Genomic DNA, 13,224 nt, shown 5'->3' on the forward strand with positions numbered 1-13,224 from the left:
CTGGGCGCATGACCCGTGACGTCCTGCGCAGCTGGCTCGGTGAGGCGGCCGCCGTCGTGTCGCCCGTGCGCTGCGCCGGATGCGGGGCGGCCGACATCGGGGTCTGCGCCGCGTGCCGGGCCGCCGTGCTGCCGTCGGTGCGTGGAGTGCAGGTCGGCGGGCTGACCGTCGTCGTGGCGCTCGAGTACGGCGGGGTGGTCGCTCGGCTGCTGGGGGCGGTGAAGGAGCGGGGGCGGACGGATGCGCTGGGGGTGCTGGCGGGGGCGATGGGGGTGGCGCTGCGGGCTGGCGTTGTCGGGTGCGCTGGTGTTGGCGGTGTTGGCGGTGTGGCGGGGGTCGCGACTTCCGTCGTGCTCGTGGCGGTGCCGTCGGCGCGGGCGGCGGTGCGGCGTCGGGGCTTCCGGCCGGTCGACGAGCTGGTGCGGCGGAGCGGCTCGGGGCGGCCTGCGCGCCGGGGTCTCGTGCTGGTTCGGGACGTGGCCGACCAGGCCGGGCTGGGGGTGGAAGAGCGTCGGGCGAACCTCGAGGGGGCGCTCCGGGCATCCGCTCGCCTGGCCGGTCGCCGGGTGCTCATCGTCGACGACGTGGTGACCACGGGGGCGACGATCGGCGAGGCGCGGCGGGCCCTCGAGGCGGTCGGTGGCGAGGTCGCGGGGGCCGTCTGCCTCGCCTACACCAGGCGGCGGGACGGGCGCGAGAGCACTCAGGTGACGCCGGGTCGACCGGCAGGGAACTAACCGGTGACTATCCGGAGCGGGCGTACTACGGTGAGGGTCACAAGGCGCGAAGGGCCCCGGCTTGTCGGGGCTGCGCCACCCAATATGGCTAGGAGGTCTCCATGGAAGTCAACATCACTGGAAGAAACCTAGGGATCACGGATCGCTTTCGCGAGTACGCGAGCGAGAAGGCGGAGAAGGTCGCGCATCTCGCCGACAAGGCTCTCGCCCTCGAGATCAAAGTGAGCCGCCACAACTCGGCCAACGGCACCCAGAGCGGCGACGATCGGGTGGAGCTCACGCTCATCGGCCCCGGCCCGCTGGTGCGTGCCGAGTGCGCGGCCTCCGACAAGTACGCGGCGTTCGACCTCGCGCTCGCCAAGCTCATGCAGCGCGTGCGGCGCGCCAAGGATCGCAAAAAGGTGCACCGCGGTCAGCACCGGCCCGTGTCGGTGCACGAGGTCGCGACCGGAGCGTTCAGCGCGCTGAGCGTCGAGCCCGCCGGGGTCGAGGTGCTCACCGGGGTGCCGTCCGCGCGTGGCGATGACGAGGCGCCCGCCGTCGGGTCGTCGTCGTCGTCCGCTCCGGGTGACGGGTCGTCGTCGTCCGCGTCGGCCGACGGTGAGGACGACTACTGCCCGGTGGTCATCCGCAAGAAGGTCTACGGGGCGGCACCGATGACGGTCGACGACGCGCTCTACCACATGGAGCTCGTGGGCCACGACTTCTACCTGTTCATCGATTCCGAGACGAACAGACCGAGTGTCGTCTACCGCCGCAAGGGCTGGGACTACGGCGTGATCGGCCTCGACGAGAACGCCGCGGCCTTCGCCGAGCTCACCTCCGAGACGATCGGAGCCTCCGCCCGCTGATCCCGCGGGGCCCGACTGGGGCCACGGAGCACTCACCGGATCTCCCGCCGACGCTCAGGGACGAGCAACTAGTATGGCTATCGCTCATGCGATCCGTACGAGCCCGAAAGCAGTGGGAGAGTCTCCGTGGCCTCAGTTCTCGAAAAGGTCCTTCGTGTCGGCGAGGGCCGCACCCTTCGCAAGCTCCAGGCCTACGCGAAGGCGATCAACGCGCTCGAAGAAGACTTCCAGGCGCTGTCCGACGAGGAGCTCAAGGACGAGACTCCCCGCCTGCGCGAGCGCTACGAGGCCGGCGAGAGCCTCGACCACCTGCTGCCCGAGGCCTTCGCCGCGGTGCGCGAGGCCTCGAGCCGCACGCTCGGCCTCCGCCACTTCGACGTGCAGCTGATGGGTGGCGCGGCGCTCCACCTCGGCAACATCGCCGAGATGAAGACCGGTGAGGGCAAGACGCTCGTCGCCACCACAGCGGCTTACCTCAACGCCATCGCCGGCAAGGGTGTGCACGTCATCACGGTGAACGACTACCTCGCCGGCTACCAGAGCGAGTTGATGGGGCGCGTGTTCCGCGCCCTCGGCATGACCACCGGCTGCATCCTGGCCGGCCAGACGCCGGCCGAGCGCCGCGTGCAGTACGAGGCCGACATCACCTACGGCACGAACAACGAGTTCGGCTTCGACTACCTGCGCGACAACATGGCCTGGCAGGCCGCCGACATGGTGCAGCGCGGCCACTTCTTCGCCGTCGTCGACGAGGTCGACTCCATCCTGATCGACGAGGCCCGCACGCCGCTCATCATCTCCGGGCCCGCCTCGGGCGAGGCGAACCGCTGGTTCAACGAGTTCGCGGTCATCGCCACGAAGCTCGTGCCCGACGTCGACTACGAGGTCGACGAGAAGAAGCGCACCGTCGGCGTGCTCGAGCCCGGCATCGAGAAGGTCGAGGACTACCTCGGCATCGACAACCTCTACGAGTCGGCCAACACGCCGCTGATCTCGTTCCTCAACAACGCCATCAAGGCCACCGCCCTGTTCAAGAAAGACAAGGACTACGTCGTGCTGAACGGCGAGGTGCTCATCGTCGACGAGCACACCGGCCGCATCCTGGCCGGCCGGCGGTACAACGAGGGCATCCACCAGGCCATCGAGGCCAAGGAGGGCGTGGCCGTCAAGGCCGAGAACCAGACCCTCGCCACGGTGACGCTGCAGAACTACTTCCGCCTCTACGACAAGCTCTCGGGCATGACGGGCACGGCCGAGACCGAAGCCGCCGAGTTCATGAGCACCTACAAGCTCGGCGTCGTCGCCATCCCCACGAACCGGCCGATGCAGCGCATCGACCAGCCCGACCTCGTCTACAAGAACGAGCAGTCGAAGTTCGACCAGGTGGTCGAAGACATCGTGGAGCGCCACGAGAAGGGCCAGCCGGTACTGGTCGGCACCACGAGCGTCGAGAAGAGCGAGTACCTCTCGCGGCTGCTCGCCAAGCGCGGTGTTCGTCACGAGGTGCTGAACGCGAAGAACCACGCCCGTGAGGCCGCCATCGTCGCCCAGGCGGGCCGGCTCGGCTCGGTCACCGTCGCCACCAACATGGCCGGCCGTGGAACCGACATCATGCTCGGCGGCAACGCCGAGTTCCTCGCGGTCGCCGAGATGAACGCCCGGGGCCTCAGCCCGGTCGAGACGCCCGAGGAGTACGAGGCCGCGTGGGACGAGGTGTTCGCCGCCGTCAAGGCCGACGTCGACACCGAGGCCGCCAAGGTCATCGACGCCGGCGGTCTCTACGTGCTCGGCACCGAGCGACACGAGTCGCGCCGCATCGACAATCAGCTCCGCGGCCGCAGCGGCCGCCAGGGCGATCCCGGCGAGAGCCGCTTCTACCTCTCGCTCACCGACGACCTGATGCGCCTGTTCAACGCCGGTGCGGCCGAGAGCCTGATGGGTCGCAACGGCGTTCCCGACGACCTGGCCATCGAGTCGAAGGTCGTCTCGCGGGCCATCCGCAGCGCGCAGTCGCAGGTCGAGGGCCGCAACGCCGAGATCCGCAAGAACGTGCTGAAGTACGACGACGTGCTGAACCGCCAGCGCGAGGCGATCTACAGCGACCGCCGCCACATCCTCGAGGGCGACAACCTCCAGGACCGTGCGCAGAAGTTCCTCGAAGACGTCATCGAGGCGATCGTCACCGACCACGCCGCCGCCGGCAGCGCCGACGACTGGGACTTCGACGCGCTCTGGGCCGAGCTGAAGACGCTCTACCCGATCTCGATCACCATCGACGAGGTCGTCGCCGAGGCCGGCAACAAGGGCCGCATCAACCGCGACTTCGTGCTGCGCGAGGTGCTGTCGGATGCGAAGCTCGCCTATCAGCGCCGCGAGGAGACCCTCGGCGAACCCGCCATGCGGGAGCTCGAGCGTCGCGTGGTGCTCTCGGTGATCGACCGCCGCTGGCGCGACCACCTCTACGAGATGGACTACCTGAAGGACGGCATCGGCCTGCGCGCCATGGCGCAGCGCGACCCGCTGGTCGAGTACCAGCGCGAGGGCTTCGCCCTGTTCCAGTCGATGATGGGGCAGATCCGCGAGGAGACCGTCGGCTTCCTGTTCAACCTCGAGGTCGAGGTCAACGCGGCCCCCACCGCCGTGGGTGCGCCCACCGTCGAGGCCAAGGGCCTGGCCCAGCCGACCGCCCCGGCCGAGAAGCTCAGCTTCTCCGCCCCGAGCGACTCGGGCGGCGTCGAGGTGCGCAACCAGCGCGGCCAGATCGAGCAGGCCGCCACGGCGCGGGCTCAGCAGGCGGAGGAGAAGGCGGCGCCGCCGGTCTCGAGCGCGTTCGCGCGGGGCGGCGGGGCGTCGTCGTCGGGCTCGTCGGCGTCCGGCAAGGCGTCGTCCTCGGGCGGCTCGTCGAAGGGCTCGGGCTCCGGGTCGAACGCGCAGAAGTCGTCCGCCAAGGCGGCCCCGTCGTCGGCGAACCGCGCCCAGCGCCGGGCCCAGGGCAAGAAGAAGTAGCCCGCCCGAACGCCCTCGACGTCCCCACCCGCTGCTGCGGCGTGGGGACGTCGTCGTTGCGGGCCCGTGGCCCTCGACGGAGATGTCGCCGTCGGGTGGCCTGGTCGTCGTGCGCGCTCGTCGCCGTCGGGTGGCCTGGCCGTCGTGTGGCCTGGAAGTCGTGTGCGCCCGTCGCCGTCGGGTGGCCTCACCGTCGCGCACGCGCCAGTCGACATCGCGCGGGGGAGGTGCGCTGGTCCGACGTCGGCGAAGCGGTTCGGCGGTCGTCGCTCAGAGCACGTGGACGGCGCTCGCCCGCCACCGGGCGCCGAGCGCCTCGAGTCGCAGAGCCACGGCGCGGGAGCGCGCCCGGCCGTGCACGATGACCACCGCCTCGACGACGCCCTCGCTCGGCTCGCAGAGCACCGTCGACCCCAGGGTGAACGAGAACCGCCCGGGAGACTCGCCCCGGAGCGTGCGGGCACGACGTGCCAGCACCACCCGTTTCATCAGGTGAGCGTGCACATCCGTCGACAGCCAGCGGGCGATCTGGTCGATGTCCCGCGTGCCGGCCAGCACCTCCACCACGCAGCGTGCCAGCGTCTCGGCCAACGGGCGCGGGTCGGGCAGCAGCCGCGCCTCGCCGCCGCCCGGCCGGGTCGGATCGCCGCGGGTCGAATCGCCGTGGGGTGCATCGTCGTGGGGTGCACCGTCGTCAGGCGCATCGCGGTCGGGCCGGTCGTCGTCGGGCAGGTGGCCACCCGTCGGGTCGCCGTTGATCAGCTCGTCGTCGACGGGCGTGCCGCGCAGCGACCCGGCACCCGGAGGAGCGGCGGGCCGGAACGCGGGCTCGGCCCGCGCGATGGCGGGTGGAACCGGCGTCACCACTCGGGTGCGCTCGCGCACCGGCGTGGCGGCGAGGGAGGGAGAGGTCACGGTTGCTCCTTTCGCCCGCATGCTTGAAGTAAGCATTGCTCAATAAGGTGTCGGCGGCTGTACTCAACCAGTGTCGAGATTGCTTGTCCAGATGCGTTTGTGCCCTGTGGAATTCCCCCGGTGGCGCCCGTCACTGAGTGGGAATTGCTCATAACGCCCTCGCGGCGACCGATGGTGGACTGTGTCTCGGAACCACACAGGTTCAGACTTCCGGCCGGGGTGCCCGTTCCCCCCGACTGCCGCATCCCCGGCCGGAATGAAACTGCTCCCGCGGTCGCTTCGTAGGGAAACGCGGCCGCGGGAGCGCCTTAGCCGTACCCCGTCTGTTCTACGGGCTTGGCGCCCGCATCGCATCCACCACCCGGGCGCCGCGCGGCGGCGCAACGGCTCCGCAACGGCTCGGCCACAGCGCCGCAACGGCGCCGCAACGGCTCGGCCACAGCTCCGCGACGGCGTCCGCGAGCACGCACCGTAGGCTAGAACCCGTGTCAACTCTCAGCGACCTCGTCACCACCCACGGCCGTTCCACCGAGGCCGACGTCGAGTGGCTGCACCTCCTCGTCAGCGACTGCCAGCTGCTGGCCGACCTCGCCTTCGCCGACATCGTGCTCTGGGTGCCGACGCACGAGGGCACCTTCGTGGCCGTCGCCCACTCCCGCCCGTCGAGCTCCGCGACCCTCTTCTACCGCGACTTCGTCGGCCAGACCATCAAGCCCGAGTGGCGCAAGCAGGTCACCGACGCCTTCGAGAGCGCACAGATCGTCGACACCGCAGCGCCCGACTGGTACGAGGAGACCCCGACCCGGGTGCGCGCCGTCCCGGTGCTCCGCCGTCTCTCGGTGAGCGAGCAGACCACCACCGACCGCCCCGTCGCCGTCATCACCCGGCACACCAACCTCAGCGAGGCGCGAACCCCCAGCCGCCAGGAGCTCACCTTCAACGAGTGCGCGAACGATCTGTTCGCGATGATCTCCGCCGGCGACTTCCCCGACCTGGGCGCACCGACCGGGCCGCGCCGCGGGGCGCCCCGCGCATCCGACGGCCTGATCAGGCTCGACGTCGACGGCATCGTGACCTTCGCCAGCCCGAACGGCCTGTCGGCGTTCAACCGCATGGGCTTCGCGGGGGAGCTCGAGGGGCAGTCGCTCGCCGAGGTCACGACCGGGCTGCTCGCCGGACGGCTGATCGTCGACGAGTCGCTTCCGCTCGTCGTGACCGGGCGCGCGCCGTGGCGCACCGACATCGAGGCGCGCGGGGTGACCGTGTCGCTCCGGGCGATCCCGCTGCGCACCCGGGGGCACCGCTTCGGCGCCATCGTCATGACCCGCGACGTGACCGAGCTGCGCCACCAGGAGCGCGAGCTGATCACGAAGGACGCGACGATCCGCGAGATCCACCACCGCGTCAAGAACAATCTCCAGACGGTGGCGTCGCTGCTGCGCATCCAGGCCCGTCGCACCCACTCGGACGAGGCGCGCGACGCCCTCACCCAGGCGATGCGCCGCGTGGCCGCGATCGCCGTCGTGCATGACACCCTCTCGGAGGGCCTGAACCAGCGCGTCGACTTCGACACCGTGTTCGACCGGGTGCTGCTGCTCGTCGCGGAGGTCGCGTCGGCGCACAACACCACCGTGCACCCCAAGTCGACCGGAAGCTTCGGCGTGCTGCCGAGCGAGTACGCCACGCCGCTCGCGCTCGCGCTGACCGAGCTCGTCACCAACGCCGTCGAGCACGGGCTCGCCGGACAGGAGGGCGAGGTCGAGATCGTCGCCTCTCGCTCCGAGGAGACCCTCACGGTCGAGGTGCGTGACAGCGGAACCGGCCTGCCCGAGGGCAAGGTCGGCTCGGGGCTCGGCACGCAGATCGTGCGCACGCTGATCCAGGGCGAGCTCGGCGGCACGATCGACTGGCACACCATGGTGGGCACGGGCACGGTCGTGACGATCGAGATCCCGACGCGCTGGCTGAAGAAGCCGTAGCGGCCCGGCGGCGCTCCGCCGGTTCCGGATGCGCGGCCGCGCCAGGCGCGGTGGGTGGCGTTCATCCGCAGACGCGGTGGTGCCCGCGAGCTACGGATGCGCGGCATGCCACGGCCGGTGGCCGAGGGGCCGCTGCAGACGCGGCGACGCCCGGCCCCTCGGGGGAGGCCGGGCGTCGTCGCGTCGGGTCGGAGCGGTGCGGTGGCGCTAGGAGGCCCGGCGGGCGCGGGCGGCGCGGCGCTTGAGGGCGCGGCGCTCGTCTTCGCTGAGGCCACCCCAGACACCCGAGTCCTGGCCGGTCTCGAGGGCGTACTGCAGGCACACCTCCGTGACGGAGCAGCGTGCGCACACGGCTTTGGCTTTGTCGATCTGATCGACGGCCGGCCCGGTGTTCCCGACGGGGAAGAACAGTTCGGGGTCGGCGGTCAGGCAGGCGGCTTTGTCGCGCCAGTCCATAGCGGGAGCTCCTTTGTTGCATGGTGCTGCGGTCGAACGACCGAGTGATTCGGGTAGAAGGTCAAAGGCACGGTAGACGTTGCAGTCAGATCAGACTGCACCCGCTCACGTCACTGTGAGCAACATTGACCTCAAATATGGTCGCATACTGGTATTTGCAAATCAAGGGTTTTCTCGGGAGTGCAGGCGTGGTTGACGAGGCGAACGACAGACGAACACCCGATGAACGCCTCACCGGCGAGCGTGTCGCAGCCCGTCGGCGGCCACCGCTGCTGACCCTTCTCGCGGTGATCGTGGGTGCCGAGGCGCTCGTCATGGCGGGCGTCGTGGTCTGGCTTCTGATCGAGCTGCTGACCGAGCAGCCGGCGTCGTACGAGACCGCGCTGGCGATCGTCGTGCTCGCCGCCATCGCCGCGCTCTTCCTCGCGTTCGCCGCGATCCACACGCTGCGCGCCGCCGCCTGGACCCGCGCGGGCACCCTCACCTGGCAGCTCTTCCAGATCGTGATCGCGATCGGCTGCTTCCAGGGCATCGTCGCGACACCGGCGGTGGGGTGGTGGCTGCTCGTGCCCGCCCTGCTGGCGCTCGTGCTGCTGTTCACGCCGTCGGTGGTGGCGGCGACTCGCCGCATCTGACCCGCTGCCAATGACCCGGCAGCGACCGCCGCGCAGCCGCTACGCGTCGATCTTCAGCTTCTTGCGCAACGACGCCACGTGCCCGGTCGCCTTGACGTTGTAGAGCGCGAGCGTCACGACGCCCTGCTCGTCGAGCACGAACGTCGACCGCAGCACGCCCGTGACCGTCTTGCCGTAGAGCGACTTCTCGCCCCACGCCCCGTACAGCTCGTGCACGGCCTTGTCGGTGTCGGACAGCAGCGTGAAGTTCAGCCCCTGCTCCTCCTCGAAGCCCTTCAGCTTCGCCGGCTTGTCGCGAGAGATGCCGAGCACCGTGTAGCCCGCGCTCTTCAGCGAGTTCAGGTTGTCGCGGAAGTCGCACGCCTCGGTCGTGCACCCCGGCGTGCCCGCCTCGGGGTAGAAGTACACGATGACTCGCTGCCCGCGGTAGTCGGAGAGCGAGCGCTCGACCCCGTCGGCGTCGAGCAGGGTGAAGTCGGGAGCGGGCTGTCCGGCGGCGATGCGCGAGGAGGTGTCGGTCATGGCATCAGTATTTCGCATCCCTCCGACACCGCGCCCTCGCAGGGTCGAAGACCGCAGATTGAGTAAGAACTACTCCTCACGCCCAGCGGATGCTCGCCCCGACCATGGCCTCATGACCAATCGATCCCTACCTCTCGCCCTGGCCGCCGCAGCGACAGCAATCGTCCTCTCCCTCACCGGCTGTGCCGGCGGCGGCACCTCCGACCCCACGCGCGCGGTCGGCGACCCGGGCTCGTCCCACTCGGCCCCTCCCGGAGTCAAGACCGACGTCTTCACGGTCGAACCCGGCGACTGCGTCGACGACACCGACGACGAGAACGTCACCGAGCTCCCCGTGGTCGACTGCGCCGGTCCGCACGACTTCGAGGCATTCACGTCCTTCGAGTTCGATCCGGGGGAGTACCCAGGCGATGACGCCGTGCACTCGCACGCGCAGGAGGCCTGCGCGGCTGCGATGGGCGAGTTCGTCGGTCTCTCCTACGACGACTCCACGCTCGACGTGCAGTACCTCACGCCCACCGAAGACTCCTGGAACGGCCTCGACGACCGCACGGTCGTCTGCCTCGTCTACGACCCCGCCGGTAAGCTCACCGGCACGGTCGAGAACGCCGCGATCTGACCCTCCAGCCCTCCGCTCCGGCACCCGTTGCGGGGCATCCACACCGACTCCGGCGGGGTGCGCGACGCCGGTTCGCGAACCCCGTCGGAGCATGCTAATGTTGTCGACTGGCTCACCAAGAGCCACGCACCTCTAGCTCAATTGGCAGAGCAACTGACTCTTAATCAGTGGGTTCTCGGTTCAAGTCCGAGGGGGTGCACCACACCGAAACCGCCCAGGCCAGATCTGGGCGGTTTCGTCGTTAAGCCGTAGGGGCCTCCGGGGGTTCACCGCAGTCGATCGGATCCCGGTGACCGGGCGCGACAGACGGTCGTGCAGGGCCGACTGCTGAGTAGTCGCTCAGGCACTACGCAACGCGAGCCCGGGGGCTACGTAATCCCGCCGGAAACCCCGATGCGGGGTCGAAATCGTGAGTAGAACCTACTCAGGCGCACAGCCCTGGCGCCCGAGAAGGAGAACCCCATGGCACCTCGATCCGCAGCGACGTCGACGTCGCGCAGCACCAAGCAAGCCCTGTTCGCACCGGGCGGTCACCGCCTGCACGGCCGCGACCGCGCGTTCGCCCAGACCGTCGCGGCCCTCACCGCCCGAGGCCGCCGAGCCGTCGTGCTCGTCACGGGCCGGCCGGGCGTCGGCCGCACGGCGTTCCTCGACGCGGTCACAGAGGCGGTGGCGGCCGAGTTGACCGTCCACGTCATCCGCGGGCGGTCGGATCTACGGAGCGTGCCGCTCGGCGCGCTGGCGCCGGTGCTCGCGACGCTGCCGATCGGCGGAGGCGACAGTGCAGCCGTGGTGGAGTTCCACCGCGCGATGAACGAGCCGGGCATCCTTCTGGTCGTCGACGACGCCGACCACCTCGACGCCGCCAGCCGCTGTCTGCTCGAGCAGGTCGTCAACGCGGGCCAGGCCTCGGTCCTCGTGGCCAAGGCGACCCGCGAGTTCCGCGGCGCCGCCCGAGGCCGCCGTGGCCGTCGCACGGACGCCCACGACGACGAAGCTGCCCCCCGCGACGAGAAAGCGGCCGTCCGCGGCGAGGCGGCGCCCTCCCGAGGCGAGGAGCCCCGCAGCGAGGAGATCGGCGCCCAACGCGAGGTGACCCATCGCGAGGAGACCCAAGGCGAGGAGGCTGACGTCGACGCCGCCGCGTTCTGGCGGCACGCCGGGGTCGTCGTCGATCTTCCGCCGCTGTCGGCCGCCGACGCCCTCGCCATCGTGAAGGACCGCCTCGGCCGCAGCGTCGGGTCGGCGGCCGCCGACGAGATGGTGCGGCTGGCCGCCGGCAGTACCCGCACGCTGGTGGAGCTCGCCGAGGCCGCCGTGGGGGTCTGCGACCTCGCCGACGACGCGGGGGAGTGGCGCACCGCCTGGACCGTGCTCTCCGACGGCATCATCGCCTCGCTGCCCGTCGACCCGCTGGCGGCCGACGAGTTCGTGGGCGACCTCCTGGCGCTGCTCGCGGTCTCCGGTGAGCTGCCGGTCGAGCAGGGCGGCACCTCGGGCGTGAGCGCCCGCGCGACACGCCTCGCCGAGGCCGCGGGCTACGTGGAGACGAGAAAGGGCGACGGGCGGGTCTGGGTCGGGCTCGCGCATCCGCTCTTCGCGCCCGTGATGCGCAGCACGGTCTCAGAGGCGGAATTGCCCGGATTCTCGGCCGCCGGAGCCGACATGCTCGACGGCTACCCCGAGCACGTGGTGCGGCGCTCGCTGCTGCAGCTCGCGGCGGGGCAGCCCGTCGCGGCGCCGACCCTGCTCGAACTCGCCCGCCGCGAGCTGAGCGAGCAGCGATACTCCACCGCCATCACGCTCGGCGCCCACGCGGTGGCCGGCGGCGCGGCGGAGCCCGTGCTGCGCGCCACCGGCGAGTTCGTGCGGGCGCAAGCGCTGTCGCAGATCGGCCGCATCCGCGAGGCGTCGGAGTACTTCGCCGCCGCCTGGCGGGCCGTCGAGCAGGCCGGCCCCGACGCGCCCGAGCCCTTCCTGGCGCAGCTCGCGCAGGCCGAGGGCAATCACCTCGCCTTCCGCACGCTGCAGCCCAAGCTCGCGGTCACCCGGGTCGAGCCCGTGCTCGCGCACATCGGCGACGCCTCGCTGCGGGCGCACGTCGAGTCCGACCTCGTGAAGTGGCGGCTGATGGCCGGGACGGGCCTGTCGACCGAGCTCGAATCGGTCTCGGTGCTCGGGCCCGTCGAGACGCCGAGCGACCTCAACCTGCTCATCCTCACCGCGACCCTGCACACGATGGGCGGCAACCTCACGCTCGCCGGTGAGGCGGTTCAGCGTGGGCTCGCCGAGTGCGACCGCTTCCGCGACGTGCTGCCCAACGCGCGCGACCTGCTGCAGCTGAGCGAGGTGCTGGTGCTCTCGTTCACGGCGAGGTTCCCGGATGCTCGGGCCGCCGCCAGGGCCAACTTGGCCCGCGCGGAGGAATCGAACCCCAGCGCCCGCGGCATGTGGAAGTTCGCGCTCGCGATGATCGAGCTGCACACGGGGTCGCCCGCGCGGGCGTGGAAGTACATCCAGGAGGGGCGGCGCGACCTGGTCTGGCGCGACATCGCCGGGCTGCTGCCCACGGCCGACGCGCTGTCGGCGGCGATCGCCGCCCGCACGGGACGGTTCGCGATCGCCCGCAGCTGGCTCGACCAGCTCACCGCGACCGAGGTGCGCGACCCCCGGGTCGAGCTCTACGCCTCGCTCGCGCGGGCGTGGGTGTCGGCGTCGGCGGGGCGGCCGGGGTTCGCCATCCGGAGCCTCGGGCCTGCCCTGCACAAGGCCGCCGACGGCGGGCAGCGGTACCTGGCCGCGCTCGTGGCCTACGAGGCGGTGCGGATCGAGCCGGTGGTCGGAGCGACGGTGATGCTGCCGCACCTCATCGCAGCCCGGAGCGCCTTCCCGATCTGCGAGTCGCACGCTCGGGCGATCATCGCGCGGAACGACGTGCTGCCGATCGCGAAGGAGCTGGCCGAGGCCGGGCTGCTCGGGCCGGCGATCGACGCGGCGCGCTGGGCCGCCGACCACTGCGACGGTGACCTCGTGCGGGCGTCGCGGGCGCACCGGCTGGCCGACTCGTGGACGGTGCGGGCGGGGGTGGCGATGGCGCATCGACGGCGGCAGACGCATCCGCGGGTGATGCCGCTGACCGACCGGGAGTGGCAGCTGGCCTCAGGGGCGGCGTCGCACCGCACGAGTGCCGAGCTCGCGGCCGAGTACGGCATCTCGGTGCGCACGGTCGACAACCACCTGGCGCGCATCTACAAGAAGCTGGGTATCGCCAGCCGGCGGGAGCTCGCGGCGGAGCTGAGCGCGCTGCAGCTCGAGAACCCGTACGAGGAGCACTCGCTCACGGCCGAGTGACCGCCGCGCGAAGTCGAGTAGTGATTACTCATCACACCCCTCTCGGCCCGGCGGACAGAATGACAGAGGCATCACGCCGGGTCATCTCCGGCGCGGTCGTGGCCGGCAGAAGTCGGCGCAGCCCCGTTCAATCGTCAGCTCGGGGTGGTGGGC

At 70.9% G+C, this 13,224-nt stretch carries 10 protein-coding genes and 1 tRNA gene; 8 read left to right on the forward strand and 3 right to left on the reverse strand.

Features of this window, described 5'->3' with window-relative positions; translation table 11 throughout:
* Positions 1-8 precede the first annotated feature (8 nt).
* From NVV95_RS18435 to secA, 3 genes are all read left to right on the forward strand, one after another.
* Positions 9-737: a ComF family protein gene (locus NVV95_RS18435; RefSeq protein ID WP_269909056.1), complete on the forward strand. Its 729-nt coding sequence runs from the start codon at positions 9-11 to the stop codon at positions 735-737.
* 101 nt (positions 738-838) lie between these two features.
* Entirely contained in the window at positions 839-1,588 is a 750-nt protein-coding gene (gene hpf, locus NVV95_RS17470) for a ribosome hibernation-promoting factor, HPF/YfiA family (protein WP_259487846.1), read from the forward strand.
* Positions 1,589-1,714: 126 nt separating this feature from the next.
* Entirely contained in the window at positions 1,715-4,594 is a 2,880-nt protein-coding gene (gene secA / locus NVV95_RS17475; protein WP_259487847.1) for a preprotein translocase subunit SecA, read from the forward strand.
* 270 nt (positions 4,595-4,864) lie between these two features.
* Here secA and NVV95_RS17480 read toward each other — a convergent pair whose 3' ends face one another.
* Positions 4,865-5,509 carry an Rv3235 family protein gene (locus NVV95_RS17480; RefSeq protein WP_259487848.1) on the reverse strand — a complete coding sequence of 215 codons (645 nt, stop codon included), beginning with the start codon at positions 5,507-5,509 and terminating at the stop codon, positions 4,865-4,867.
* Positions 5,510-5,994: 485 nt separating this feature from the next.
* Here NVV95_RS17480 and NVV95_RS17485 point away from each other — a divergent pair, with 485 nt between their 5' ends.
* Positions 5,995-7,488: a sensor histidine kinase gene (locus NVV95_RS17485; RefSeq protein ID WP_259487849.1), complete on the forward strand. Its 1,494-nt coding sequence runs from the start codon at positions 5,995-5,997 to the stop codon at positions 7,486-7,488.
* A 207-nt stretch (positions 7,489-7,695) separates the two neighbouring features.
* On the opposite strand, the gene NVV95_RS17490 is transcribed toward NVV95_RS17485, so the two are convergent.
* Positions 7,696-7,944: a WhiB family transcriptional regulator gene (locus NVV95_RS17490; RefSeq protein WP_077055322.1), complete on the reverse strand. Its 249-nt coding sequence runs from the start codon at positions 7,942-7,944 to the stop codon at positions 7,696-7,698.
* 188 nt (positions 7,945-8,132) lie between these two features.
* On the opposite strand from NVV95_RS17490, the gene NVV95_RS17495 reads away from it, so the two are divergent.
* A complete protein-coding gene (locus NVV95_RS17495; RefSeq protein WP_259487851.1) occupies positions 8,133-8,579 on the forward strand; it encodes a hypothetical protein in 447 nt (148 codons plus the stop codon).
* A 39-nt stretch (positions 8,580-8,618) separates the two neighbouring features.
* Here NVV95_RS17495 and bcp read toward each other — a convergent pair whose 3' ends face one another.
* The gene (gene bcp / locus NVV95_RS17500) at positions 8,619-9,101 is read right to left on the reverse strand and encodes a thioredoxin-dependent thiol peroxidase (protein WP_259487852.1); all 483 of its coding nucleotides are present in this window, start codon (positions 9,099-9,101) and stop codon (positions 8,619-8,621) included.
* Between the two features lie 112 nt (positions 9,102-9,213).
* On the opposite strand from bcp, the gene NVV95_RS17505 reads away from it, so the two are divergent.
* The 3 genes from NVV95_RS17505 to NVV95_RS17515 all read left to right on the forward strand — a co-directional run bounded on the left by NVV95_RS17505 (position 9,214) and on the right by NVV95_RS17515 (position 13,071).
* The gene (locus NVV95_RS17505; RefSeq protein ID WP_259487853.1) at positions 9,214-9,720 is read left to right on the forward strand and encodes a septum formation family protein; all 507 of its coding nucleotides are present in this window, start codon (positions 9,214-9,216) and stop codon (positions 9,718-9,720) included.
* A 126-nt stretch (positions 9,721-9,846) separates the two neighbouring features.
* Positions 9,847-9,922, forward strand: a tRNA-Lys gene (locus NVV95_RS17510).
* 260 nt (positions 9,923-10,182) lie between these two features.
* Positions 10,183-13,071: a helix-turn-helix transcriptional regulator gene (locus NVV95_RS17515; protein ID WP_259487855.1), complete on the forward strand. Its 2,889-nt coding sequence runs from the start codon at positions 10,183-10,185 to the stop codon at positions 13,069-13,071.
* Positions 13,072-13,224: the final 153 nt, after the last annotated feature.

The sequence above is a fragment of the Herbiconiux gentiana genome (genome assembly GCF_024978135.1).
GTDB classification, from domain to species: domain Bacteria; phylum Actinomycetota; class Actinomycetes; order Actinomycetales; family Microbacteriaceae; genus Herbiconiux; species Herbiconiux gentiana.

Bases quoted from the DNA above. Each gene is read 5' to 3' on its own strand.
- NVV95_RS18435 (WP_269909056.1), top strand. From the start codon at position 9: ATGACCCGTGACGTCCTGCGCAGCTGGCTCGGTGAGGCGGCCGCCGTC.
- hpf (WP_259487846.1), top strand. From the start codon at position 839: ATGGAAGTCAACATCACTGGAAGAAACCTAGGGATCACGGATCGCTTT.
- NVV95_RS17490 (WP_077055322.1), bottom strand. From the start codon at position 7,944: ATGGACTGGCGCGACAAAGCCGCCTGCCTGACCGCCGACCCCGAACTG.
- bcp (WP_259487852.1), bottom strand. From the start codon at position 9,101: ATGACCGACACCTCCTCGCGCATCGCCGCCGGACAGCCCGCTCCCGAC.
- NVV95_RS17505 (WP_259487853.1), top strand. From the start codon at position 9,214: ATGACCAATCGATCCCTACCTCTCGCCCTGGCCGCCGCAGCGACAGCA.
- NVV95_RS17515 (WP_259487855.1), top strand. From the start codon at position 10,183: ATGGCACCTCGATCCGCAGCGACGTCGACGTCGCGCAGCACCAAGCAA.